The organism is Crystallibacter permensis, from assembly GCF_025960875.1.
Taxonomy (GTDB): domain Bacteria; phylum Actinomycetota; class Actinomycetes; order Actinomycetales; family Micrococcaceae; genus Crystallibacter; species Crystallibacter permensis.
In genome coordinates this window covers 16,110-39,848 of sequence record NZ_JAODLR010000014.1, presented here as the reverse complement: position 1 = coordinate 39,848, position 23,739 = coordinate 16,110, and the positions used below count along the sequence as shown (strand labels likewise).

Sequence of the window (23,739 nt, the reverse complement as noted above, 5' to 3'; positions counted from 1 at the left end):
CACGCTCACAGATACTGCCCCGTATTCGCTGTCGTCTCGATCGACTTTCCGGCTTCCTGACCGGCCTTGCCCTGGATGATGGTGCGGATGTAGGTGATCCGCTCGCCCTTCTTGCCGGAGATCCTGGCCCAGTCATCCGGGTTGGTGGTGTTGGGCATGTCCTCATGCTCGCGGAACTCATCCACCACGCCACGGAGCAGATGCTCGATCCGCAGGCCCTTCTGCTGGCTGGTCAGGAGGTCCTTGATCGCGTTCTTCTTGGCCCTGTCCACCACGTTCTGGATCACGGCGCCGGAGTTGAAGTCCTTGAAATAAAGCATCTCGGTGTCACCGCTGGCGTAGGTAACTTCCAGATACTCCGTTGACTTCTCCGTGGCGTACATCGCTTCGACAGTGAGCTGGATCATCGCGTCCACCGTCGCCTGCCGGTCATTGCCATGCTCGGCAAGATCCTCCACATGAATGGGAAGATCCGTGGTGATGTACTTGGCGAAGATGTCTGCCGCCGCTTCCGCGTCCGGGCGCTGGATCTTGATCTTCACATCCAGCCGGCCGGGTCGCAGGATGGCCGGGTCAATCATGTCCTCGCGGTTCGAGGCGCCGATGACAATGACGTTTTCGAGCTTCTCGACTCCGTCGATCTCGCTGAGCAGCTGGGGAACAATCGTCGTTTCGACGTCGGACGATACCCCGGTGCCGCGGGTACGGAAAAGCGAGTCCATTTCATCGAAGAAAACCACCACCGGGCTGCCGTCGGAAGCCTTCTCCCGCGCCCGGGCGAAGATCAGCCGGATGTGCCGCTCCGTCTCACCGACGTACTTGTCCAGCAGTTCGGGTCCCTTGATGTTCAGGAAGTAGCTGCGCGTTTCCTCCGTGCCGCTGCGCTCGATGGCCCGTGCTGCGAGCGAGTTGGCCACGGCCTTGGCGATCAGTGTCTTGCCGCAGCCGGGAGGCCCGTAAAGCAGGATGCCTTTGGGTGCCTTGAGGCCATGCTCGCGGTAGAGATCCGGGTGGAGGAAGGGGAGTTCAACGGCGTCGCGGATTTCGTCGATCTGGGGGCCGAGGCCGCCGATGTCCTGGTACGAAATGTCCGGAACTTCTTCCAGAATGAGGTTCTCCACCTCGCTGCGGGGGATCTTTTCGAGCGCGTAACCGCTGCGCGCATCGATGGAGACAGCGTCCCCGACACGGATCTTCACCTTGAGCAGGGTGCCGGAAAGTTTGACCACCCGCTCCTCGTCGGCCCGCCCGACAACCAGGGCACGGTCCGCACCGAGCAGTTCCTTGATGGTGACCAGTTCGCCGGCGCGCTCAAACCCAAGGGCCGCGATGACGGTGAGGGATTCGTTCAGGAGCACTTCCTGGCCCGGACTCAGTTGCGCGAGGTTGATCAGCGGGCTGACGGCGACACGGAGCTTGCGGCCGGACTGGATAATGTCCACGCTTTCCTGCGTGGTCGCCGTGGTGGTCGCACCCGTGCGCGGGTGCTGCCGCCTGTTGACCTGGGTGATGGTGGCAAAGCTGAAGGGGGTCTCGCCGTCGCGCTCCAGAGCGTCCTTGAGGCGGACGATTTCGGCTTTGGCAGACTCCAGCATGGAGACGAGCCGTGCATTGTTCTGCGTGGCCGACGCCAGCTGCTTGTCCAGGTTCCGGATCTTGTCCCTTAGAACATTGATCTGGCGCTGTGCAACAGTCAGCTCGGTTGTCTCTCCAGCCGGTGCCGATTGATTGGTCTGGTTCTGGTCTTCGTTCATCACCGCAACCTGCTCTCTGGAATCGGGTCCCTTGGTAAGACCCTAGCCGTCGATGCCCCGAGTGCAACACTTACTTGAGAAGGAAACGCCGGAGCCTCTCGGGGAATTCCGCTGATAGCAGTATGAACACCTAGTTGTTACTGGTCTGTAACCTGTCCGCCGGCGCCGTCGGGCTGATCGGCGTTTTTGAAGGCGCCGCGCTGCACAGTGGAAGCGGCGTCTTTGGCAGCACGTCTGAGCCTTTTGTCGGACACCGCCCGCTCCCCCAGCGCCTCCGTATCCCACTTCTCATCGTCAGGCGCCCAGGTTTTCAGATCCGCAGCCGAGAATTCCGACTTGGAGGCGCGGCGCTTGGGAGTCAGCCCGGTGACGCCGTCGGCCAGCCGGCGGGCAGTGAGCAGGAAGCCGGTGTGGGCGACCATCCGGTGATCCGGGCGAACTGCCAGCCCTTCCAAATGCCAGCCGCGCACCATCGACTCCCAGCCGTCGGGTTCAGTGAAGCGGCCGTCGGCTCGGATCGCTTCCGCGGTCCGCGACAGCTGCGTAACAGTGGCGACATAGCTGATCCACACTCCGCCCGGAGCCAGCACGGTCGCAACGGCGTCCAGACATTCCCATGGGGCGAGCATGTCCAGCACCACACGATCCACACTGCCCGGGGCCTCCTGCTTGACCACTTCGTCCTGGAAGTCGCCCAGCGAGATCTGCCAGGCTGGGTGCGGCCCACCGAAAATGGTTTCGACATTTCCCCGTGCGATATCGGCGAATTCCTCGCGCCGTTCAAACGAATGCAGGTAGCCATGGTCGCCCACGGCGCGCAACAGCGAGATGCTCAATGCGCCGGAGCCCACACCGGCTTCAACCACCCGGGCGCCCGGAAAAATGTCGGCCATCGTCACAATCTGACCGGCGTCTTTGGGATATACGACGGCGGCGCCACGCGGCATGGACAGGACGAAATCCGAGAGCAGGGGCCGCAGGGCCTGGTACTTGTGGCCGGTGTCATTGCTGACCACGCAGCCTTCCGGCTGGCCGATCAGGACATCGTGCGTCAGGAAGCCCTTATGGGTGTGGAACGCACCGCCGGGGGTCAGCGTAATGGTGTTCATCCGGCCCTTTTCGTCCGTGAGCTGGACGCGCTCTCCGGAACGGAACGGGCCGCGGCGCTGGTCTGCTCCATGCGGTGTGGTCGGTGAACTCATGCTGGTGCTACTTCCGATCGGTGGATACTGATTATCGGCTGGGAACTGCGTGCAGTGCTGGCTACTGGCCTTTGCCGGTGATGGCCCGTACAACAGTTGATTGGCTGAGCAACCCCGTAACCCGCCCGTCTGCGTCAGTGACCGCATACTCGGTTCCGGCAAGCCCGGCGAGGTACTGCACAAGTTCCTGTCCGGCAGCCCATTCAGGTATGTAGGCGCCGGGGGCCAGGGCACGGCTTACGGCGGCCGCCGGTGTGCGGGCAGCTGCAGTTTCCGGAACCTGTTCTAGCGCCTGGCCGTCGACGATCGCTTCGGGCTGGCCGGTAGCGGCTGTCAGGATCACGAATGCCTGCGGTGCCCTCCGTGCAACGGCTTGCACCTGCTCCACATTCGAGCTGGCAGGCATGCTGATGGCGGGCTGTTTCAGAGCGCCTGCACTGACGTGCGGCAGCCGCAGCCGCAACTTGGCGTTGGTAATGGAAGCACTCGCACCCATCCACAGGAATCCGCCCACCAGAACCATGATCACCACGACCTGGAGGTCGGGTTGGCGTCCCATGGCCAGCGGCACGCCGATGACCCCCACCACGATGAGGATGACGATGATGCGTCCTGCCCAGCCTGCGGCCAACGTGCCCTTTTCCTGACTGCCCGTGATGCTCCAGACAGCCGACTCCACCAATCTGCCACCGTCCAGCGGTAAGCCAGGGAGGATGTTGAAGACCGCAACGAGCAGGTTGGCCCAGATAAAGATGTCCGTCAGGACCAAGGCCACGGCACTGGCCTCCATGACGGGCATGAGCAGTGCGCCAAAACCGGCCAACGCGAAATTGGCTGCGGGGCCGGACAAGGCAACTATCAGGGATTTGCCCGGAGTGGCCTTGAAGTTTTCGAACTGGGTATGGCCGCCCCAGAGGTTGAGCACGATCTTCGCGGTCGGCCAGCCGAAGACGCGCGCGCTGAGTGCGTGGGCGAGTTCATGGACGAGGACAGAGAGCAGCAGCAGCACGGCGTAGCCGAAGGCCACCACATAGGATGCGTTGCCGAGTCCCGGGATGGCCCTGCTGACCTGGGGCCCGAAGGCGAAAACGATGAAGACGGCAATGATGAACCAGGAATAGGCCAGCACGATGGGAACGCCGCCGATGCTGCCCAGCGGAATCCCCTCGCGGCGGACCGGCGGTTTGGATTCAGGCGGGGAGTTGCTGGTGTCCGGGCTGTTCCCAGTGTCCGGCGACATGCTCACGCGCCTCTCCCGGCACCCTGGACGTTGACGACATCCTGCCCTAGCAGCACGTCCAGGTCTGCCAAGGACTTGCCTGCCAAGCTTTCCCACCGGTACCGGCCCGGATCATCGGGGACCTCGACGACGTGAGGGATAGCCACGGTCACCAGTCCTGCGGCCTGTGCCGAGGTGGCACCCGGCACTGAGTCTTCAAGCGCTACGACACGTGACTTATCGAGTCCCGGGTCAGTTACTGCCAGCTTGTCGAAGGCACGTTGGTACGGTTCCGGATTGGGCTTGCCATGCTCCACCATGTCACCGGTGATCATGAAGCGGAAGCTGCCCGGAGGCAGCGACTGGACGACCTCTTCGGCGAGGATGGTCTCGGACATAGTCACGAGTGCGGTGGGCACCCCTGCATCGTTCAGCTGCTTCAGCAGTTCCCTGGCCCCCGGCCGCCATGGAATCTCGCGGCGCACCTTGGCGACGACGGCGTCAAGCAGCTGGTCGATGATCTCCCTGACGCTCAGGTCGACGCCTGCCTCCTGCAGGACGGCAGCGGAAACCGGAAGCGCATTGCCGACCAGTCCGCGGCCTAGCTCGTCAGTCCAGACCCCGCCGAATTTGAGGACCAGTTCGGTTTCGGCTTCGATCCAGTACGGTTCGGTGTCCACGAGGGTTCCGTCCATATCCCAGAGAACAGCCTGTACGCGCGTTCGATTTTCAGACAGCGCACCAAGGCGGTCGGGAGAAGCAGACATGCTCCAAGTCTACGGTCCCGCCGGCGCCGGGCATGCCTCGATGCCCTGGCTATGCTCTACGCGAATCACGGTACGGCTCACTGACAACTCCACGGGCTGGGTTTAGGGTGAAGACGTGAGCACTATGGACAGTAATGAGGCTCGGGGTTTGCGGCGCTTGTTCCCGAAGCCGGAGGGCGGAGACGAGCGGCGGCTGACTATCATGCTCGCCGCGTTTGAAGGCTGGAATGATGCCGGCGAGGCGGCAACCGATGCAGTGAAGTACCTCAGCCGGTTGTGGGACGGTGTCAAAGTGGCCAGTATCGACCCCGACCTGTATTACGATTTCCAGTTCACCCGCCCGTTGATCCGGCGCACCGCCTCAGGTGACCGCCGGATTAAATGGCCGACCACCAAGTTGACACGCTGCAGCGTTCCGGATACGGACATAGACATTGTGTTCGTGCACGGTGTCGAACCGTCATATCGCTGGCGGGCATATACCGCCGAGTTGCTCGCCCACGCCACTGAACTCGACGTCGATTGCCTGGTGCTGGTCGGGGCGTTGCTGGCCGATGTTCCGCACAGCCGGCCCATCCCGGTGACCGTTACCAGCGAAGACGACACCGTCCGGGAATCCCTGAATACGGAAGCCAGCCAGTACGAGGGTCCGACCGGGATTGTCGGGGTGCTCGCCGAAGTGGCCTCACTGGCGGGAATCCCCACCCTGTCCCTATGGGCAGCGGTGCCCCATTACGTAGGGCAGTCCCCTTCCCCCAAGGCCGAGCTGGCGATCCTTCAAGGCCTTGAAGATATTCTGCAGGTTCCGCTGGATACCGCCGTGCTGACCGAGGAAGCCGAGGCATGGGAGCGCGGCGTCAACGAACTGGCCACGGAGGATCCGGAAGTCGCCGCTTACGTCCGGCAGCTTGAAGAGGCCAAGGACACTGCGGACCTGCCGGAGGCGACCGGAGAATCCATTGCCCGTGAATTTGAGCGCTACCTGAAAAAGCGCCGGAAGGAGTAGCCGGGCGGCAGCCAAAAAGGCTTCGCCCGGCCGGCTTTAGCCGTGAAGGCTAAAGGACGATGCCGAGCAACGCGTCGAGCACCTTGGCGACGGCGGTCCCGGAGGGGGCTTCGCCTTGGCTGCTGCCGCCGGGCGAGGCCGCGGCCCAGGCGTCCACCGCGGCCAGCGCGGCAGGTGCATCCAGGTCCTCTGCCAAGGTCGCCCGTATCCTGTCAGCCAGGGCCGCGGCGGATTCCTCATCCGAGTTGCCTGCGGCGGCACGCCAGCGCGCAAGCCGCTCAATTCCAGCCTGCAGCAGGTCATCGGTCCAGAACCAGTCGCTGCGGTAATGCTGGCCCAGCAGCACGGTACGGATGGCGGACGGGTCCACACCCTCCGAGCGAAGTTTCGACACGAGCACCAGGTTGCCCTTGGACTTGCTCATTTTTTCGCCGTCCAGGCCCACCATGCCGGCATGGACGAAGTGGCGTGCCAGTTCCGTTCCGGTCAAGGCATATGCATGCCCGGCGCTCATTTCGTGGTGCGGGAAGCTCAGGTCGGAGCCGCCGCCTTGGATGTCGAAGGTTTCCGGCAGGAATTTCCGGGCGATGATGGAACACTCGATGTGCCATCCGGGCCTGCCTTCGCCCAGCGAGCTTCCCGGCCACTTCGGCTCGCCCTCACGGGCCACGCGCCATAGCAGTGCGTCCAAGGGATGCCGCTTGCCGGGCCGTTCAGGATCGCCGCCGCGCTCGGCAAAGAGTGGCAGCATTTCCTCCTCGGTCAGCCGCGAGGTCATGCCGTTGTGCCAGCCTTCACTGGCTGCCGCGACGGAATCGAAGTAGACGTCGCCGTCCGGTTCGTCGCCGGTGCCGGCCACCCGGTATGCCAGCCCCTCGGAGATCAGTCGCTCGATCGCCGGAATGATCCATTCAATGGACTCCACCGCGCCGATGTAGTGGTCCGGCGGCAGCACATTGAGCGCCTCCATGTCTTCGCGGAAGAGGTCGGTCTGGTCCTTGGCCAGCGCTTCCCAGTCCACGCCCATGGCCTTCGCCCGTTCGAGCAGCGGATCGTCAATATCAGTGACGTTCTGCACGTACTGGACTTCCCGGCCGGCATCGCGCCAGTAGCGGTTCAGCAGGTCGAAACTGACGTAGGTGGCGGCATGGCCCATGTGGGTGGCGTCGTAGGGGGTGATACCGCAGACATACATTGAACCGGTGGGAGCGGGATCCAGTTGGACCATCTCCCCCGCGGCCGTATCAAAGAGGGCCAGCGTGTTGCGGCCTCCGGCGATCTGAGGCACTGGGCGCGCATTCCAACCAAACAATGGCTGTTCCTTCCGGTGAGAATCACGGTCCGGCGGGGACCGCCGTCGTACTTATGGCGTTGCTAGGCGTTGATAACGCCGATACCAAGCAGGATGTACAGCAGCAACCCGAGCGCTATCCGGTACCAGACGAAGAGCTTGTAGCTGCGGGTCGAGACGTACTTGAGGAACCATCCGATGATGACGAAACCGACCACGAAGGCCACCAGCGTCGCCAGAGCGGTTTCACCCCCACCATACGGTCCGGGCTCGTTCCAGCTGGTGGCCAACTGGTAGAGCCCGCTGGCAAATACCGCCGGAATCGCCAGCAGGAACGCATATCTGGCGGCCGCCTCACGTGTGTAGCCCATGAGGAGGCCGGCCGTGATGGTTCCGCCAGATCGCGAGACGCCTGGGATGAGCGCCAGCGCCTGGGCGAGACCGTACAGGATGCCGTGCTTATAACTGAGCTTATCCAGAGTCCGGACCTGCTTGCCGATTGTGTCGGCGATGGCCAGGAACAACCCGAAGACGATCAGCATGGTCGCCACGATCCACAGGCTTCGGAAGGACCCTTCGATCTGGTCCTCGAAAAGCAGTCCGAGCACACCGATGGGGACGGAACCGATAATGATCAGCCAGCCCATCCGGGCATCCGGGTCGTTGCGCGGCACCTTCCCCGTCAGGGAGCCGAACCAGGACTTCACGATCTGGACGATGTCTTTCCAGAAATAAACCAGGACGGCGGTTTCCGTGCCCAGCTGCGTGATGGCGGTAAACGCGGCGCCGGGGTCGGAGGCGCCGGGCAGGAGTTCACCCGCAACGCGCAGGTGCGCGCTGGAGGAAATCGGGAGGAATTCGGTCAGGCCCTGGATGAGTCCCAGAAAGGCCGCTTCTAGCCAAGTCACAACTTAGACCTTAAAGCACGACCACCGCTGCGGCAGAACCGGACGCCGTCGCCGTGACAAAGATCCTCCTGCAGTATGACCTGCGTACCACATACGCGACTCATCCGCGGGTCAGTTCCCGCCTGCGGCGCGGCAGGCCGTAGGCTTTTGCCCATGGAGCAGAATCGGTTAGGTCATACTGGGCTGAAAGTACCGCGCCTGTCGTTAGGCACCATGACGTGGGGCCAGGAGACGGACGAAGAGAGCGCGGCAACGATGCTGCGCTCCTATCTGGATGCAGGAGGGACCCTCCTCGACACGGCGGCTGCTTATGCCGAAGGCCGCAGCGAAGCGATCATCGGTACATTTCTGGGTGAACTGGTCCCCCGGCAGGAAGTCACTGTGGTGTCCAAGGCGGGGATGGTCCGCCGCGACGGCGCAAGGGAAGTGGATACCTCCCGGGGCGCAATGCTGCGTTCTCTCGACGCCAGCCTGGCGCGTCTGGGCACGGACTATCTCGACGTATGGCTAGCGCATGTCTGGGACGACAACGCGCCCCTGGAAGAAACGCTTTCTGCCTTGGAGTTCGCCGTCTCTTCCGGCCGTGCACGCTATGTGGGCGTTTCCAATTACTCGGGCTGGCAACTGGCCCGGGCCGTGTCGCTCAGTGCCGTCCCCCTGGTGGCCGTGCAGTCCGAATACTCGTTGCTCCAGCGAACGGCAGAACGGGAAGTCATCCCGGCGGCACGGGCTTTGGGCACCGGAGTCATGGCCTGGTCCCCCCTTGGCCGCGGTGTGCTGACCGGCAAATACCGGAACGGCACACCGGCGGACTCGCGGGGGGCCTCCGAAAACAGGGCGGGCTTTGTGGAGCCGTATCTTTCCGGGAGGCCCGCCAGGATCGCGGAGGCGCTGGCAACCGCGGCCCGGGGCCTGGATGTGCAGCCGCTTGAGCTGGCCCTGGGCTGGACACTGGAACAGCCCGGTATCGACACTGCCGTAATCGGTCCACGGACACCCGGCCAGCTCGAACAGATCCTAAAGGCTGCCCCGAAGAGCATTCCGCCCGAGATCGCTTCTGCGCTCGACGATATCTCGGTACCGTAGTGCCTACACAGTAAGGTAGCGGCGGGAGGGTCTACTTCTCCTCAATTTCCAGATCGTCGTCGAAGGGGTCAGCGACCTCTTCATAGTCGTCATCGCCGTCGTCGTCCTCGTCTTCGGACTCGTCGTAAATGACCAGCGGCGTAACTTCACCGTACGCGTCGTAAAGTGCGTCTTCATAGGCTTCGAAGGTTTCCATTATGGAGGAGAACGCGGCCTCCACCGCAGGATCATCTTCACCGCGCCGGCTGGCGGATGCGGCAAGATGTTCCTCAAGGGCAGCAGTAAACGACTGGAGTGCGACACGCGGATCAATTGCCATGTAGTAGACGTTAGCTGTTGTGGGAAGAATAAGTGAAGAGATTGGAGGGCCAATGAGAGAACAAATTAGCACCGGCTCTATCCAGCGTGAACGCGATCACCTCCGCCAGTATGAATATCTTGTCCTGACGGTCAATAAGGGCGAATCTGTCAAGGAGGCCCGCCGGGCGCTGGCTGAGCATGCCGAATACGGCAAATGGGACTTGATCCGTACCCGCTTCTACATGGGCGGCAGCCGGAAGTACTGGATGCGCCGGAAAGTCCTGCGCGTCGAGGCCACCGTCTGACCTGCTCCTCTGAGGTCCCTCCCTGCCTGTGGGAAGGCTGGTGACGGGGCTTAGTCCTCGGCGGGGCCAAGCCAGGCGATAGCCACCGTGCCGTGCGCTGATTCGTCGTCTGAGGGATGGTAGAGCCCGGCCAGCACATCCCGGTACAGACGCTCCAGCTCGCTGCCGCGGAAGTACCCGCTGCCGCCGGAGACCCTTACGGCGTGCTCGACTGCGCGCTTCGCCGTTTCCGTCGCCCTGACCTTGACGGACGCAAGCTTGGGGAACCACATCGTCCCGTGGTCGACGAGAGTGTCGACGTCCCGGGCGATACTTTCCAGCTGCGGATAGAGCCCGTCCATTTCGATTGCAGCATCGGCAACACGCCAGCGGATGTCCGGATCCTGCGCATAGCTCCTGCCGGTCTTCAGGGACGTCCGCCGGCCTACGTTCTCTACGGCCAGCTCCACCGCCCGTGTCCCGATGCCGGCATAGACCGAGGCCAGCAGGATCTCGAAGCAGCTGAAGATGCCAAAGATCAGCAGGTCCGGATTCGGCCCCACTGGGAGCTTCCGGAAGACCCGTTCGGGCCGGGCGCACACCCCTTCCAGCACCGTCGTATTCGATTGGCTGGCCCGCATGCCCAGCGTGTTCCAGTCGTCCTTGATGCGGAAGCCGGGAGTTTCCCTGTCGATGAAGGCCCAAACCAGTTGTGGCTCGCCGCCGTCGTCGTCGCGCCCGAAAGTACCCAGTTTCGTCCATACGGGCGAGAGGCTGGTGAAAACCTTGGTTCCCGTGAAGGAGTACCCGCCGTCGCCCTGTGGCGTGGCGACCGTGGTGGAGTCAAACAGCACGTGGTCGTTTCCGGCTTCGGATACGCCGAACCCGAAAATCTCACCCCGGCTTGCTTCTTCGAGCACGAAGTCCAGGCTCCGGTCCCCGCGGGCCTGCATCACCTGGGCGACGCCGGTCCAGACCAAGTGCATGTTGACAGCCAACGCCGTGGCCGGCGCGGCACTGGCCAGCCGGAGCTGAGCCAGGGAGGCCTGCCGCAGTCCGTAGCCGAGCCCGCCATCGGCCTCCGGCACAAGCATCTTCAAATAGTCCGCGGCCTGAAGATCAGCGAAGTCCTCGTGGCAGAAGGAGTTGGCCTCGTCATAACCGGCCGCCCGGGAGCGGAACGTGGCGAGCATCGCCTCCGGCAGCAGGTCTTCAACTGTCTTGGTCATCGATCCGTCCCCCGCTAATAAGTGGTCAGCAGCCGATGCAGCACGCGCGTGCCGAACTTTAGGGAGTCCACCGGAACCCGTTCGTCCACGCCATGGAACATACCTGTGAAGTCCAGATCATCGGGCAGTTGCAGGGGTGCGAACCCGTATCCGGTGATCCCGAGCCTAGCCAGCGACTTGTTGTCCGTCCCGCCGGAAAGCGTGTATGGCAGAACCACTGCGTCCGGATCCTCGTGCCTGAGCGAATCCACCATTGCGTCCACGAGGTTTCCGGCGAACGGTACTTCGAGCGCGGAGTCCTGGTGGATGTAGGAGATGTCCACGTCCTCCCCCGCCAGCTCCTGGATCTTGGCCAGCACCAGTTCGTCCTGGCCAGGCAGAGTCCGCGCGTCGATCCGAGCTTCGGCCAGACCAGGTATGACGTTTTCCTTGTACCCGGCCTTCAACACGGTCGGATTGGAAGTGTTTTGAAGCGTGGCGCCGACGAAACGTGCCACTGTGCCCAATTCCTTGAGCAGAATGTCCGGATTGTCCGGATCGAATTCGACGCCGGTGAGTTCCGTTACGCCGTCCAGGAAACGGCGGCTCGTGTCCGTCAGCTCGATGGGCCACTGGTGGGCACCGATCCGGCCCACGGCGCTTGCCAACGTGGTCACCGCGTTGTCCGTGTTGATCTGCGAGCCGTGGCCAGCCCGGCCGCTGACGGCCAAGCGCAGCCATGCGATACCTTTCTCAGCAGTCTGCAGAAGGTAGGCACGTTTCCCGCCGATGTTGGCAGAGAAGCCACCGACTTCCGAAATCGCTTCCGTGGCGCCGTCGAAAAGTTCGGGTCGGTTATCGACCGCCCAACGGGCCCCGTATTTTCCGCCGGCCTCTTCATCGGCGAAGAACGCGAATACGATGTCGCGCTTCGGCTTGGTTCCGGTCCGGGCCATGTCGCGTGCCACGGACAGGATCATGGCGTCCATGTCCTTCATGTCCACCGCGCCACGGCCCCAGATCAAGCCGTCCTTTTCCTCGCCGCTGAACGGGTCGACCTGCCAGTCTTCTTTCTGTGCCGGCACAACATCCAGATGTCCATGGACCACCAGTGCGTCTGCGGAAGGATTTTCTCCCGCCATGCGGGTGACAACTGAAGCGCGTCCCGGAGATGACTCGAAGATCTCCGTGGACAGACCCACTTCCTCCAGCAAGCCGGCCGTGTACTCTGCGGCTGCCCGCTCCCCCGGACCCGCATTGTCACCAAAATTCGAGGTGTCGATCCGGATCAGTTCCTGGCAAATACGGACGACTTCATCTTGCGGGAGGAGGGCAGGCATTTCAGGCTCCTTGCTGACGGGATGATTGGCTCCAGCCTATCGATCTGCTTCAGTGGTGGCAGCCCCATGTCATGGAATCCCACCGGAACGGGGGTATGAAAGTCCCCGATTCAACACTTCGGCCAAAACGTGTTAGAGTTTTTTTCGCTGCTTTCGAAGGAATCGGTTCGCCGAAACTGAACGAAAATACCACCTGCGCGGGTGGCGGAATGGCAGACGCGCTAGCTTGAGGTGCTAGTCCTCTTATTGAGGGTGGGGGTTCAAGTCCCCCTCCGCGCACAGGGAAAAACCCCGGAAACTCAACCGTTTCCGGGGTTTTTTGTTGCCCGTCCCCGAGCGGGACCGGTTTGCGAAACCTTTAACGCAAGATTCGCTCAAGACGCGCGCCCTGCAGTGCCGCCCCTCCCCCGGCAAATAGTGTTGGATTCCGGCGCCGTCCTGCCGTCCCCCGTGGTGGGGCGGCGCCGAAACTACGACGTTCTGGACAAAGTGAGAAGCATGACCGACAGCTTCTCCCCATCATGGAACAAAATATTGACCTCCCTGTGTAGGCGGGACTGATCCTCTCGTATTTTTCCAAGTCAGGACCCATATTCTCCTCTTGACGGCCGCGCCTCACAGATGACAAGGCAGAGCCGTTCCCCCTTCTTCGGGAGGGATGAAGGCATTGCCCCGGGCAGCGCCCCCAACCCCCGGGGCAGTGCTGTCTGTGGAGGTGCATCGTGTTTCCAAGATCAGCCCCGTCATGTTGTCAGTGGAGCCAGTCTGCCGCGCCGAGGGGGTCTAGGCGCTGTCGTTCGGGCTCATCGGGGATTCGGCCACGACGCGTTCGTGTTGGGAGGCGCCGCTAACTCAGGCCTTCAGGAGAGCCGCCGCCTCATCGTAGGCGGTTGTGCCCGAGCTGAGGTAGCGCTCGATGCTGACGGGGCAGTGGCCAAGCCCGCCGCCCTGCCCCCGATGTCGGAAGTTGATGACTTGGCCGGTCCTCCCGCACCCGCAGGTGCCGGTCTCGACGTCGCCCACATCGTCGGTGAGGAGGAAACCGGGGTAGCTGGTGTTGAGGGAATCCAGTACGGCGATGGTGCCGGTGCCCCCCGGAGCGAGTTCTTTGCCGATCTGGCCAGGGTCCCGGATGGAGATGTAGCACCACGGCGGGACGTGCTTGCGATGCAGGTGGCATTCGACAGCGAGCATATTCGACTCGACCATCCCATACATGTCGCGCACGTTCCCCGGGCGCACGCCGAGCAGGTCGTGGCACCGCTCCCGAAAGCCCTCGGCAGGGACAGCCTCGGCAGTGTGCCGCTTCCAACCGCCAAGCGTGATAATCATGCTGTACGGGTCCAAGCGCATATTGATCTTCTCCTGCTCGAGGAACCGGAGGAGCCGATCGATGAGGAACGGCGGACAGACGATGTGCCGGGTCATGTGGCCCTTCCACCGGCGCAGGTGCTCCAGTGCCTCCCTGACGTCGAAGGCCTGGTCGGCAACGAGGTATACGTGGTGGTCGAAGACGCTGTTCAGGATGTTGAAGTCCTTGAGCAGACCCATCTCCGAGGCTTCCGAGTCCGACGGGTTCAAGAAAAGGCCCGCGCCCCCGGACAGGCTGAAGAACTCCCGGTAGGTCCCGATCAGACCCACCAGCGACCGCGTCACTGTCTCGCTGTTGCGGCGGGCGACGGATGGGACACCGCGGGTTCCGCTGGAGCTGGTCTCGGTCTCAACATCGGCCAGGGAGCAGGTGAGTAGCACATGGGCGTCGGGACGCTTAAACATGCCGACCGGCAATAAGGGCAGGTCTTGCAAGTCGTTGATGTCGTTGATCGCGGCGGGATCGACTCCCAGCGCGCCACACTGGGCACGGTAGAAGCCGTTACGGGCCTGGTGGTAGATCGCGGCGTCGCGTAGGACGTCGGTGACCGACTGTGTCCAGTCCTCAGGGGACTGGACGTGTGCTTTGGACACATTCCCCAGCATCTGCGGTAACGAGAGCATTTGTGTCACTCCTCGGTGGGTGCGAATTTATGAATTAGTTTGGGCCGCCGGGTCAGCCGTACCTACGCAGCTCGGAAAAGAAGTCCTCGACCACCCGGAGCTGGCCGCTGCTGGCAAGTTCGTCGTAGACGTACTTGCCCACCGCCAGGTCGAGCACGCCCAGGCCGAACGGCGAGAACACTACGGGGCGATCGTCCGCAGGCGAGACCTTGCCTTCCATGACGTCGGCCAAGGTACCGTCCACGAAGTCCCGGTGGCCGAGCATCTGCTCCACGAGGTGGGCCGACGTCCCGGCTTTCAAGCAGTGGTCGACGTCGTCGAGGATGTTGGTCGACGCCATCAAGATCTCCGGGGCCAGGTCGCGCAGGGACACGTGCAGCACCAGCGGGTTGTGCGCGAACCATGTCGTGTCGTGCACATGCGGCTCGCTAGCCACCGTGGCGAACACGACGAGGTCGCTGCTCCGGATCAGCTGCTCGGGTCCATCGTGCAGGGTCACCCGGGCTCGGGTACCGCTACGTTCAAGATAGCCTTTGAACCCCTCCGCGCTCTCGCCCGAGAGGTCGAACACCCCAATCTCGTCGAAGGACCAGTCGGTCGCATGCAGGAAGGTGTGGATGTAGCGGGCGATGAGCCCCACGCCGAAGAATCCTATGCGTCTGGGACGCCCCCGGCCTCGGCTGAGCCAGTCCGCAGCCGCTGCGGCCGATGCAGCCGTCCTGGAGGCGCTGATAATGGAGCTCTCCATGCACGCGAAGGGGTAGCCCGTTGCCCGGTCGTTGAGGATCAACACCGCCGAGGCGCGCGGTATCCCGGACGCGACGTTTTCCGGGAAGCTGGAGACCCACTTGATGCCGTCGACCTCCACCTGTCCGCCGACGGAGGCGGGCAGGGCGATGATGCGCGAGGAGGGCCGGTCCGGGAAGCGCAGGAAGTAGGACGGGGGGTTCACCGAGTCTCCGGCCGCGTGCGTCCGGTAGGTCTGCTCGACAAGCTCAACGACCTGCTTCTCCTGACCCTGGAGCACCTCCTGCACCTGCGCTCCGGAGATGACCGCGAAGGGGGGAACCGTCTTCGGCTCCGCTGCGGCTGTCCCTGGGGATGTGGCGAATTCTGTCATCGTGCACCGTCCTGGGTGTGGGTATCGAGATCGAATGCATTGCGTGGCTCGGCCATGCCAACGAGGATCTCCCGTGGACCCTCGTACGCCTCGCGGCTGTGGGCCATGCGGACGTTGTCGACGAGCATGAGGTCCCCGGTCTCCCACGGCGTTCGCAGCGTGTGGGCCTCGTAGACCTCGTTCAAGAGGGCGATGATGTCCTCGCCGATCGGCTCGCCGTTGCCGAAGCGGGTGTTGAACGGCAGCCCGTCGGAACCGTAGACGTCCACCAGATACTCCCTGATCTCGGGCGCGATGGTCCATTCGCTCAAGAACGCGACCTGGTTGAACCAGCAGCGCTCGCCGGTTACCGGGTGCCGGACCACGGCAGGGCGGCGTTGCCGGGTGCGGAGCTCCCCGTCGGGCTGCCACTCGAATTCGATCGCGTGGGCCCGGCAGTAGTCCTCGACGGCAGCGCGGTCGGCGACCCCGAACGCCTCTTCGTAGGTGGCTCCGATGTCCTCGTTGTAGCTGCGGGCGAGGAGCCACCCTTCGCTTTCAAACCGCTGGACGATGTCCGCCGGTATGGCGTCGAGCACCGAGCGGGCGTCCGCGATGCCGGTCACGCCACCGACGCCGGGTGCCTGCAGGCAGGCGAAGAGCATCAGGCCGGGGAACTCAAGCGCGTAGCTGACCTCGTGGTGCATGCACATAGGCTGGTTCGCGGGCCAGGTGAGCGACGAGTACACGCCGTCCAAGTAGGGCTGCCGGGTGGCGAAGGCCTCCCGGTCCGGCATAAGGCCGCCCGGGACCAGCCGCTGGTAGACCTCGGCCACCTGGGCGGGATCACTGAGGCCCAGCCCGCGGACCAAGACGGCGCCGTTCTCGTCCACCGCTGCGCGCAGCGCCTCGCGGTTCTCTTCGGCCCACTGCACGGGGTTGTGGGCGTCCTCGACGGCGAGCATCGGTGCCCGGCCGGCTTGGCGTTCCACATCGAACTGGATCCTGGGTGAGGGATACGACATCATAGGTCCTTTCGTTTCACGGGTAGCGGGTTGGAGTGACTTATCGGTCTCCGAGACATGGAGGCAGGCTCTGCCGCGGTTGGCGCTGGCGTGGGCGCGGGCGGTTCGGCAGCGTCCTCCAGAGACGAGGCCTCGAGCAGGATCGCCAGGTCCGCCAGGACGGGCGTCTGCATGATGTCCTTAATCGACACCGCGCGCTTGAGCAGGACGGCGAGCTTCACCGCGGACAGGGACGTGCCGCCCAGGGCAAAGAACGATTCCTGCCCCCCGATCCGACCCACCGGTATGCCGAGGATGCTCGCCCATGCCTCGGCCAGCCGCCGCTCAGTGGCCGTGAGCGTCTCCGTGAGGGTGCCGGCCTCGGGGACTACCTCCCGCGCCATGCGGGTCAAGGCCTTCCGGTCGATCTTCCCGTTGCCGGTCAGGGGCAGGCTCTCCTGCCACCTGTACGTCGACGGAACCATGTAGCCCGGCACCCGCGAAGCCATGTCGCTGTGGATCTCGTCGACCTCAAGAGGGCGGTCGCCAGAGTAGAACGCCACCAGGAACTTGGACTGCCCGCCGCCCTCGCCGACGACGACGGCGCCGTCGCGGACACCGGGAACCCGCAACAGCGCGTTCTCGATGTCGCCGATCTCGATGCGGAACCCGGAGATCTTGACTTGGTTGTCTCGCCGGCCAAGGTACTCCAGCTTGCCGTCCGGTGACCAGCGTCCATAGTCGCCAGCTCGGTAAAGCCGCGCGCCGTCCACGTAGGGGTCGGTGGAGTAGGCCTGTGCAGTGCGCTCCGGGTCATTGATGTAGCCGCGGCCCACGCACACCCCGGAAAAAGCGATCTCGCCCGGCGCTCCGAGCGGCACGAGTCGCTGCCGCTCGTCGAGGATGTGGATCCGGACGTTTGGGATCGGCGAGCCCAGCGGCACGGAGCCGCCAGCGGGCGCTGCGCTCATCACCTCGTGGTTCGTGTCGTCCGAGGTCTCCGTCAGTCCGTAGGCATTGACCAGCTTGACGTTCGGCATTACGTCGAACCAGCGGCGGACCAACTCGCGTTTCAGGGCCTCCCCGGTCGCCGAGACGCAGCGGAGGTGTGGCAGGCTGCGGGGTTTGCCGGCCAGGTATGCGACCACCGCGTCCAGATACGACGGCACGACCTGGAAGACCGCCACCGTGCCCCGTTCCACCGTGTCGACGAACCGCTCGACGTCGAGAATGCGGTCCTGCCCGACGATGAGTGTGCGGCCGCCAACGAGCAGGGCCGAGACCAGTTGCCACAGCGAGATGTCGAAGCACTGCGGAGCGCTCTGGGCGACGACGTCGCCGGGGCGGACTCCCAGGTCCTCGATCTTGGCGTACAGGTGGTTCACCATCCCGTCGTGCTCGCACATCGCGCCCTTCGGCTCGCCCGTGGAGCCCGAGGTGAAGTAGACGTAGGCGAGTTGGTCCGGACGCACCTCCACGCCGAGATCCTCGGCGGCGTGCCCCTCGGCCTCGATGTCCTCGAAGAGGAGCCTGGTGACCGAGGGCATCCCCTCGAGTGCTTCGTCCAGCGAGGCGGTGCTGCCTTCCTCGGTCAGCGCCATCCGGCTCCCGGCCCGGGTAAGTGTTCTGGCGATCCGGTCGGCGGGGAAGTGCGGTTCGATCGGTAAGTACGCGCCTCCGGCCTTGAGGATGCCGATGACCGCGGCCATCCACTCCAGGTCCCGTTTGGCGACGACCGCCACGATGTCCTCCGCCTGCAGGCCATGCGCCAGCAGGGCGCGGGCCAGCCGGTTGGCGCGGGCATTCAACTCTGCGTACGTCCACTCCCGCGTGTCTTGGGTTGCGGCGATGCGTTCGGGGTGAAGCCGGACGCGCTCCTCGAACAGCTGATGGAAGCGTCGTCGGGGCCGGGGCCGCTCGGGTCCGGCCAGCTGCTCGAGCTGGAAGCGGCGCTCGTCCGGATCGACCAGATCGGCATCGGCTGGCTCCGCTTCGGGGTCGGCGACCAGGTGGCGGAGCGCGGCCAGGTGGTAGCCGGCGATCCTGAGGGCGGCACCGTCGTCGAGGACGTCCCGCCGGTACCGCAGCCGGAGCACTTCGCCCCCGGCGATGGTCCGGAGGGTAACTCCGAGGGCGATGCCCTCGGGCAGCTCTGCATCGTCGCCGTCAAGCGCGCCAAACACCACCTCGTACCCCGGAGATGCGGCCTCGTGACGGTCCTCCCCGCGGCGGGCCTGCTCGGTGTCGACAGGCACGGCGCCGGCCCCAACCTGCCGGTGCTGTGCCGCGGAGACCAAGCCCCGCCAGGACAGGTGGCCCAGATCGAGGTTGCATCGCCAGGTCCCCGCCGAGTCCACGCATCCGGTGGCGATCTCCGTCTCGCCGGACAAGGCCTGCAGTACCCGCGCGTGGGCCGCCAGCCAGAGCGAGCCGGGCGTCGTGTGCAAGGCACGGGCCGTCAACTTCACGGAGGTGCGCAGGTCCTTGGGAACCGCCACTTCGACATGCTCCTGTCCGGACTGGGGCTCCAGAGTCCACCTGGGAATCGCCGTTGGGGCGACTGCCGGAAGGGCAGGCCGGCTGGGTGCCGGATCGGGCGAGTGGTCGGCAACGGTGCGGCAGGTCAGCGCAGAGGTGGTGGTCATGATCCGGGCCTTTCCAGTGCGGCGGGGGACGTGGCGGCGGCTTGGGCCTCTTCGGCCGGGTTGCCACCCCACAGGGATCCTGAGGTGAGGATCGTCCCCTTCATTACGAAGGAGTCGGCAGCGACGACGGCACCGTCTTCGACGGTCACGCCGTAGTGGACAAAAGCCCCGACGCCGAGCGTGACGTCGTCGCCAATGAGGTTGTGGTCGGACTTGAACATTCCGTCCTCTTGCGAGTGGGATTGAACCGTGGTGCCGACGTTCAGCGTGCAGCGGGAACCGATCGTCACCAGGGTCTTCTCGATGATTCCGCAGCCGTCGTCGAAGACACGGGCCCCGATCCGCACCCCGAGCAGACGCCAAACCAGCGGCTTGAACGGCGTTCCGTTGAGTAGGGCTGCGTAGCGGCTCTGCAGCGACATCTTCCAGTACCGCTCGTGCCACCAGAAGTAGGGGTTGTAGATGGAGCAGAGCTGAGGCTGAAGCGGCCTCAGTCCCGTGGCGAGGCGCTCGATGCCGATGGGGACCAGTAAGCCAACCAAGAGCATCACGACGAATGCCCCGCTGAGCACAAGGAAACCAAATTGGTCGGACAGCTCGAGGGCGGCGAACATTATCACTAGGGCAAGCGACATGTTGAACCACCGCGTAAGCATCAGGAGGGCCATAGTGTGACGGTTGTGCTTGTTCTTGGCCATGAGGTCCCGGCGGAAGTGGCTCCGGCTGGCATGCTCCTCGGGCAGGGCATCCCGCAGGACCGAGCGGGGAATCTCGAACGCAGGCGATCCGAGCAGGCCCACGTCATGGCGCACCGGTCCGTCGATGGGGACCATCACCTTGGTTGCGAGCAGGCAGTTGTCTCCGGTCTTGGCTCCGGCCGGATAGAGAACGGCGTTGCCAAGGAAATTGTGCGCCCCGATTGACGCCTCACTGACCTTGAACGATGTCGCCGAGTAGTCGGTGTTCATGAAAGACACCCCGTCGGCAATCATCGTCCCGCTGCCGATCGTCGAAAGGAATGGGTTATCGTGCTTGAACATCGTTCCCAAGTTCGAGCCGGTCTGCTGGACCTGCGGCTGCTTGTACCCAATCGCCCGCACGTAGTTGACGACGTACGAGCTGTCGCCAAACAACCCTCCAAGCATAGGGCTGTTGGTCAGTCTCGCCACCGCCCGCGCCGCCGCGTCCCGAAGCCCGAACAGCGGGTACACCCTGTCGGGCTTCACAGCGAGTTGGAGTACCCGCGGCACGGTCGTGATAACGACCAACGCCATGACTGTTCCGCCCAAGATGGCCAGACCGGCATAGGTAATTGCGTCGGCGTAGAAGACCCAGTCAGTGAACGCGAACGGCTGCACCTCCAGCAGCGCCGCTACGCGCGGTTGCGCCAGGACGACCAGCGCGATCGCCAGGCTCACCATGGTGCGGCCGAGCCCAAGGGTGGAAACGAGCTGGGATATGGCGAACCATCCCCGCCGCCACGGCCGGTAGGGCGTAGCCTCGACCCCGCCGTAGTCCACATCGGTGCGCCTGCCCGGCGAACCGTGCCAACGTTCGCCTGCGGGCACGACTTGACCCGTGTACAAAGTGGAGCGGTGGGCCAACTGCGAGCCGTCTCGCATTCCCGTGTCGATGTCCAGGACACTGCCCTCGCCGACGATTACGTCCCGGCCCAGCGTCAGCGCACCCAACTGGATGACGCCACCATGGGCGCGGTAGCCGTTGAGGACCGCGTCCTTGCGGATCACCGTCCCTTCCCCGATGAAAAGCAGGTCGGTGCAGACCGGCAGACGATTGGTCATGATCATCACGTTGCGGCCCACCTTCGCGCCCATGGCCCTCAGGTAGAAGGTCGTCAGCGGCGAACCGGTCATCAGTGAGAGTGGCGAGGTTCGCATCAGGGTCTTGACTAGCCAAAACCGAAAGTAGGCGAGGCTCCAGATGCGGATCTCCCGGGGCCGGAAGCGCCCGATGATAATCCACTTCGCGGCCACCGGCAGGATGCACAGCAGCACGAAAGTCGCCGCGGAGAAAGCGATCGACCGCAGGTAGATTTCCCCGAAGCTCATCCCGTGGCCTAGCCAGTTGTGGTTGCCCGGCCCCGCCTCCGGGAAGATCCACTGGTACCCCACGACCGCGAGCCAGCCGGCGAGGACGCAGTAGCCGACGTAGACGAGCACCTGAAGGGCGCCGCAGGTGACATACTCCCAGGTCTGCGCGTCCATGGGTCGCGGCTTCTCCGGCACGGATGCCAGGGCCGGTGCAGGCTCCTTCCGCGGCTCTTGCTGCGAGGGGCCTTGCAGGGCCACGGCGAGGGCGGAGATATTCGGGTTGCCGTAGATGTCCTTCATGGACACCTTGGGCAGGTCCGGCTGCTTGCGCACCCGCGCGCAGAATTTGGCCATCACCAGCGAGTCGGCGCCCAGGTCCTGGAAAAAGTCGCTGTCCACCGGGACATGGCCAATGCCCAGCACGCCGCCAAGTACCTCGGCCAGCCGGTCCTGCACGGGCAGCGTCGCCGGTTCCGCCGGTGCCAGGGCCGCGGCCAGGGCCGCGATCGTTGAGTGCTGGTAGATGTCCTTGATGGAGACCGCTGGCAGGTCCGGCTGCTTGCGCACGCGGGCGCAGAACTTGGCCATCACCAGCGAGTCCGCGCCGAGGTCTTGGAAAAAGTCGCTGTCCGCCGGGACATGGTCAATGCCCAGCGCGCCGGCCAGCACCTCCGCCAACCGGTCCTGCACCTGCGCCTGCGCCGTTGCCTCTTCCGCAGGCACCAGGGCTGCGGCCAGCGCCGAGATCGTTGGGTGCTGATAGATGTCCTTGATCGATACGGCAGGCAGGTCCGGCTGCTTACGCACGCGGGCGCAGAACTGCGCCATGACCAGCGAGTCAGCGCCGAGGTCGTGGAAGAAGTTGGCGCCCACCGGCACGTGCTCGACGGCCAGTACGCCGGCCAGCACCTCCGCCAACCGGTCCTGCACCTGCGCCGTCGCCGATGCCGCTTCCGCCGGTGCCAAGGCCGCGGCCAGCGCCGAGATCGTTGGGTGCTGATAGATGTCCTTGATCGATACGGCAGGCAGGTCCGGCTGCTTACGCACGCGGGCGCAGAACTGCGCCATGACCAGCGAATCCGCGCCTAATTCAAGGAAGAAGTTGGCGTCCACAGGGACGTCGTCCTTCTTCACCACTGATGCGAGTAGATCCGCCAGGCGGCGCTCCAGGGCAGCGACCGCACCCGTGGCCGGAGTTGCTGGAGAGCCGTTCCCGGCTTGAGCCGCGGGAGTCGGGGGATTCGTCGGAATTATCGGAATCGTGGGACCTGGCGACGTTGACAGCGTGTCCACGGACTTGTTCACTGCGAGAAGCTCCTTAGTGAGGCAGTGGCCACGGAATCTTTCAACGCGGCGGCTGCGGGAAATTGTGTCCCCGACACCGGGTCAGACTGTAGACCGGGGTCTGCCGTCTGACCCGCGTTGGCGAGCGCTTCGGCCCCGAAGTGGTCGAGCACCCAGTCGGGCTGGTAGAGGGTGTCCAGGTATGGGCGGCCCAGGTCGGGCGAGATGGTCACCGCGGTGACGTCCTGGGCTTGGTGGTCGGCGAGCCATGTCATGGCGCCGTGGACCACGGTCCCGGTTGACCCGCCGAGCAGCAACCCGCCGGCGGCCAGGCGGTGGCAGGCGCGCACCGTGTCCAGTTCTTCGACGAACACCACGTCATCGAGCAAGGATTCGTCGAGTTGGGGCGGCCGCACGCTCATGCCGAGGCCGGGGATCAGTCGGGGCGCCGGCGGGCAGCCGAAGGAAACTGATCCGACTGCATCCACCGCAACGATCCGGACGTCGGGGCGGTGCTCACGGAAGTACCGCGCGCAACCCATTAGGGTGCCCGTGGTGCCGGCTCCGACGAACAGCACGTCGAGGTCGGGGAATTCGGCGGCGATTTCGGGGGCGGTCCAGCGGTAGTGCGCGCCCCAGTTCCCGGGGTTGACGTACTGGTTGAGCCAGACATATCGCTCATCGGACGCGCACAGTTCCCGGACGTGGTCGAGCCGGGCCCCAAGGAACCCGTCGACGGGATCCGGTTCGGTGACCAGATCAACCTGTGCCCCGAGCGACTCCATCAGCTGCCGGGTCGTCGGATTGCAGCGCGGATCGACCACGCACACAAAGCGGTATCCCTTGCTGGCCGCGATCATGCTGAGCGCGACGCCGAGGTTGCCCGACGAAGACTCCACAAGCGTGGAGCCGGGCCCGATCTGCCCCTCCCGCTCGGCGCGCTCGACCATTTCGCGCGCGGGCTTGAGTTTGATCGAGCCGGCGAAGTTGAACCCCTCGATCTTCAGGTAGAGGCGGCGGCCAAGCACCCCTTCCAGGTCGACGAATAGGCTCTGCTCGTTGAACAGGTGCGGATCCTTAATAATCGACATGGTCTCCCTCGTTCTCCTGCCGTGAGCTTATTCACAAGGGTCGCCAGGGAATGGCGGGTCGCATCGGTGTGCATCGCTTTTCTCCCCAAAGAACCCCATGAAGCTGCAAGTTTGCAATGTGTTTACAGTGGACGCCCGGCCGCGTTATCGCGCCGTTATCGTGCCGTTATCGCACCTGAGACTGAAAAGCGCCCCGCCTCGCCAA

18 protein-coding genes and 1 tRNA gene are annotated in these 23,739 nt (G+C 64.3%); 4 read left to right on the top strand and 15 right to left on the bottom strand.

What is annotated here, in order from left to right:
- Positions 1–5 precede the first annotated feature (5 nt).
- The 4 genes from arc to B0G38_RS15495 all read right to left on the bottom strand — a co-directional run bounded on the left by arc (position 6) and on the right by B0G38_RS15495 (position 4,942).
- A complete protein-coding gene (arc, locus tag B0G38_RS15510; protein WP_264670238.1) occupies positions 6–1,754 on the bottom strand; it encodes a proteasome ATPase in 1,749 nt (582 codons plus the stop codon).
- Positions 1,755–1,891: 137 nt separating this feature from the next.
- A complete protein-coding gene (locus B0G38_RS15505; protein ID WP_264670237.1) occupies positions 1,892–2,956 on the bottom strand; it encodes a tRNA (adenine-N1)-methyltransferase in 1,065 nt (354 codons plus the stop codon).
- Between the two features lie 61 nt (positions 2,957–3,017).
- Positions 3,018–4,196 (bottom strand): site-2 protease family protein, encoded by a 1,179-nt coding sequence (locus B0G38_RS15500; protein WP_264670295.1) that lies wholly within the window; start codon positions 4,194–4,196, stop codon positions 3,018–3,020.
- A gap of 2 nt (positions 4,197–4,198) precedes the next feature.
- The gene (locus tag B0G38_RS15495; RefSeq protein WP_264670236.1) at positions 4,199–4,942 is read right to left on the bottom strand and encodes an HAD family hydrolase; all 744 of its coding nucleotides are present in this window, start codon (positions 4,940–4,942) and stop codon (positions 4,199–4,201) included.
- A gap of 124 nt (positions 4,943–5,066) precedes the next feature.
- On the opposite strand from B0G38_RS15495, the gene B0G38_RS15490 reads away from it, so the two are divergent.
- Positions 5,067–5,948 (top strand): PAC2 family protein, encoded by an 882-nt coding sequence (locus B0G38_RS15490; protein WP_074702381.1) that lies wholly within the window; start codon positions 5,067–5,069, stop codon positions 5,946–5,948.
- A gap of 49 nt (positions 5,949–5,997) precedes the next feature.
- On the opposite strand, the gene mshC is transcribed toward B0G38_RS15490, so the two are convergent.
- A complete protein-coding gene (gene mshC, locus B0G38_RS15485) occupies positions 5,998–7,260 on the bottom strand; it encodes a cysteine--1-D-myo-inosityl 2-amino-2-deoxy-alpha-D-glucopyranoside ligase (RefSeq protein WP_264670235.1) in 1,263 nt (420 codons plus the stop codon).
- 62 nt (positions 7,261–7,322) lie between these two features.
- A complete protein-coding gene (locus B0G38_RS15480) occupies positions 7,323–8,147 on the bottom strand; it encodes an undecaprenyl-diphosphate phosphatase (RefSeq protein ID WP_169998467.1) in 825 nt (274 codons plus the stop codon).
- A 153-nt stretch (positions 8,148–8,300) separates the two neighbouring features.
- On the opposite strand from B0G38_RS15480, the gene B0G38_RS15475 reads away from it, so the two are divergent.
- On the top strand, positions 8,301–9,233 hold the full coding sequence (locus tag B0G38_RS15475; protein ID WP_264670234.1) for an aldo/keto reductase: 933 nt from the start codon (positions 8,301–8,303) through the stop codon (positions 9,231–9,233).
- Positions 9,234–9,264: 31 nt separating this feature from the next.
- On the opposite strand, the gene B0G38_RS15470 is transcribed toward B0G38_RS15475, so the two are convergent.
- Entirely contained in the window at positions 9,265–9,552 is a 288-nt protein-coding gene (locus tag B0G38_RS15470) for a hypothetical protein (protein ID WP_169998464.1), read from the bottom strand.
- 52 nt (positions 9,553–9,604) lie between these two features.
- Between B0G38_RS15470 and B0G38_RS15465 the strand changes: the two genes are divergently transcribed.
- Positions 9,605–9,838: a DUF5703 family protein gene (locus B0G38_RS15465; protein WP_074702386.1), complete on the top strand. Its 234-nt coding sequence runs from the start codon at positions 9,605–9,607 to the stop codon at positions 9,836–9,838.
- A 50-nt stretch (positions 9,839–9,888) separates the two neighbouring features.
- Here the strand turns inward: B0G38_RS15465 and B0G38_RS15460 are convergent, their stop codons facing one another.
- Together B0G38_RS15460 and B0G38_RS15455 are read right to left on the bottom strand one after the other, a co-directional pair.
- Entirely contained in the window at positions 9,889–11,046 is a 1,158-nt protein-coding gene (locus B0G38_RS15460) for an acyl-CoA dehydrogenase family protein (protein ID WP_264670233.1), read from the bottom strand.
- Between the two features lie 14 nt (positions 11,047–11,060).
- Positions 11,061–12,365 (bottom strand): M20/M25/M40 family metallo-hydrolase, encoded by a 1,305-nt coding sequence (locus B0G38_RS15455; protein WP_264670232.1) that lies wholly within the window; start codon positions 12,363–12,365, stop codon positions 11,061–11,063.
- 195 nt (positions 12,366–12,560) lie between these two features.
- Here B0G38_RS15455 and B0G38_RS15450 point away from each other — a divergent pair.
- Positions 12,561–12,644 (top strand) — tRNA-Leu (locus B0G38_RS15450).
- A 573-nt stretch (positions 12,645–13,217) separates the two neighbouring features.
- Here B0G38_RS15450 and B0G38_RS15445 read toward each other — a convergent pair.
- Genes B0G38_RS15445 through sbnA form a run of 6 tightly spaced genes read right to left on the bottom strand, consistent with a single transcriptional unit; the run spans position 13,218 to position 23,534 of the window.
- Positions 13,218–14,360 (bottom strand): LuxE/PaaK family acyltransferase, encoded by a 1,143-nt coding sequence (locus tag B0G38_RS15445; RefSeq protein ID WP_264670231.1) that lies wholly within the window; start codon positions 14,358–14,360, stop codon positions 13,218–13,220.
- 52 nt (positions 14,361–14,412) lie between these two features.
- On the bottom strand, positions 14,413–15,480 hold the full coding sequence (sbnB, locus tag B0G38_RS15440) for a 2,3-diaminopropionate biosynthesis protein SbnB (protein ID WP_264670230.1): 1,068 nt from the start codon (positions 15,478–15,480) through the stop codon (positions 14,413–14,415).
- The gene (locus B0G38_RS15435) at positions 15,477–16,487 is read right to left on the bottom strand and encodes a TauD/TfdA family dioxygenase (RefSeq protein ID WP_264670229.1); all 1,011 of its coding nucleotides are present in this window, start codon (positions 16,485–16,487) and stop codon (positions 15,477–15,479) included. Before B0G38_RS15435 ends, sbnB begins: the two co-directional genes overlap by 4 nt.
- Positions 16,484–19,108 (bottom strand): non-ribosomal peptide synthetase, encoded by a 2,625-nt coding sequence (locus B0G38_RS15430; protein WP_264670228.1) that lies wholly within the window; start codon positions 19,106–19,108, stop codon positions 16,484–16,486. The genes B0G38_RS15435 and B0G38_RS15430 overlap by 4 nt, the downstream gene beginning before the upstream one ends.
- The gene (locus tag B0G38_RS15425; protein WP_264670227.1) at positions 19,105–22,464 is read right to left on the bottom strand and encodes a Pls/PosA family non-ribosomal peptide synthetase; all 3,360 of its coding nucleotides are present in this window, start codon (positions 22,462–22,464) and stop codon (positions 19,105–19,107) included. The genes B0G38_RS15430 and B0G38_RS15425 overlap by 4 nt, the downstream gene beginning before the upstream one ends.
- Positions 22,461–23,534: a 2,3-diaminopropionate biosynthesis protein SbnA gene (gene sbnA, locus B0G38_RS15420; protein ID WP_264670226.1), complete on the bottom strand. Its 1,074-nt coding sequence runs from the start codon at positions 23,532–23,534 to the stop codon at positions 22,461–22,463. The genes B0G38_RS15425 and sbnA overlap by 4 nt, the downstream gene beginning before the upstream one ends.
- Positions 23,535–23,739 lie beyond the last annotated feature (205 nt).

What these genes read in the sequence shown, in the direction of transcription:
- arc (WP_264670238.1), bottom strand. Translation starts at nt 1,754, where the DNA reads ATGAACGAAGACCAGAACCAGACCAATCAATCGGCACCGGCTGGAGAG.
- B0G38_RS15505 (WP_264670237.1), bottom strand. Translation starts at nt 2,956, where the DNA reads ATGAGTTCACCGACCACACCGCATGGAGCAGACCAGCGCCGCGGCCCG.
- B0G38_RS15500 (WP_264670295.1), bottom strand. Translation starts at nt 4,196, where the DNA reads ATGTCGCCGGACACTGGGAACAGCCCGGACACCAGCAACTCCCCGCCT.
- B0G38_RS15495 (WP_264670236.1), bottom strand. Translation starts at nt 4,942, where the DNA reads ATGTCTGCTTCTCCCGACCGCCTTGGTGCGCTGTCTGAAAATCGAACG.
- B0G38_RS15490 (WP_074702381.1), top strand. Translation starts at nt 5,067, where the DNA reads ATGGACAGTAATGAGGCTCGGGGTTTGCGGCGCTTGTTCCCGAAGCCG.
- B0G38_RS15475 (WP_264670234.1), top strand. Translation starts at nt 8,301, where the DNA reads ATGGAGCAGAATCGGTTAGGTCATACTGGGCTGAAAGTACCGCGCCTG.
- B0G38_RS15470 (WP_169998464.1), bottom strand. Translation starts at nt 9,552, where the DNA reads ATGGCAATTGATCCGCGTGTCGCACTCCAGTCGTTTACTGCTGCCCTT.
- B0G38_RS15465 (WP_074702386.1), top strand. Translation starts at nt 9,605, where the DNA reads ATGAGAGAACAAATTAGCACCGGCTCTATCCAGCGTGAACGCGATCAC.
- B0G38_RS15460 (WP_264670233.1), bottom strand. Translation starts at nt 11,046, where the DNA reads ATGACCAAGACAGTTGAAGACCTGCTGCCGGAGGCGATGCTCGCCACG.
- B0G38_RS15455 (WP_264670232.1), bottom strand. Translation starts at nt 12,365, where the DNA reads ATGCCTGCCCTCCTCCCGCAAGATGAAGTCGTCCGTATTTGCCAGGAA.
- B0G38_RS15445 (WP_264670231.1), bottom strand. Translation starts at nt 14,360, where the DNA reads ATGCTCTCGTTACCGCAGATGCTGGGGAATGTGTCCAAAGCACACGTC.
- sbnB (WP_264670230.1), bottom strand. Translation starts at nt 15,480, where the DNA reads ATGACAGAATTCGCCACATCCCCAGGGACAGCCGCAGCGGAGCCGAAG.
- B0G38_RS15435 (WP_264670229.1), bottom strand. Translation starts at nt 16,487, where the DNA reads ATGATGTCGTATCCCTCACCCAGGATCCAGTTCGATGTGGAACGCCAA.
- B0G38_RS15430 (WP_264670228.1), bottom strand. Translation starts at nt 19,108, where the DNA reads ATGACCACCACCTCTGCGCTGACCTGCCGCACCGTTGCCGACCACTCG.
- sbnA (WP_264670226.1), bottom strand. Translation starts at nt 23,534, where the DNA reads ATGTCGATTATTAAGGATCCGCACCTGTTCAACGAGCAGAGCCTATTC.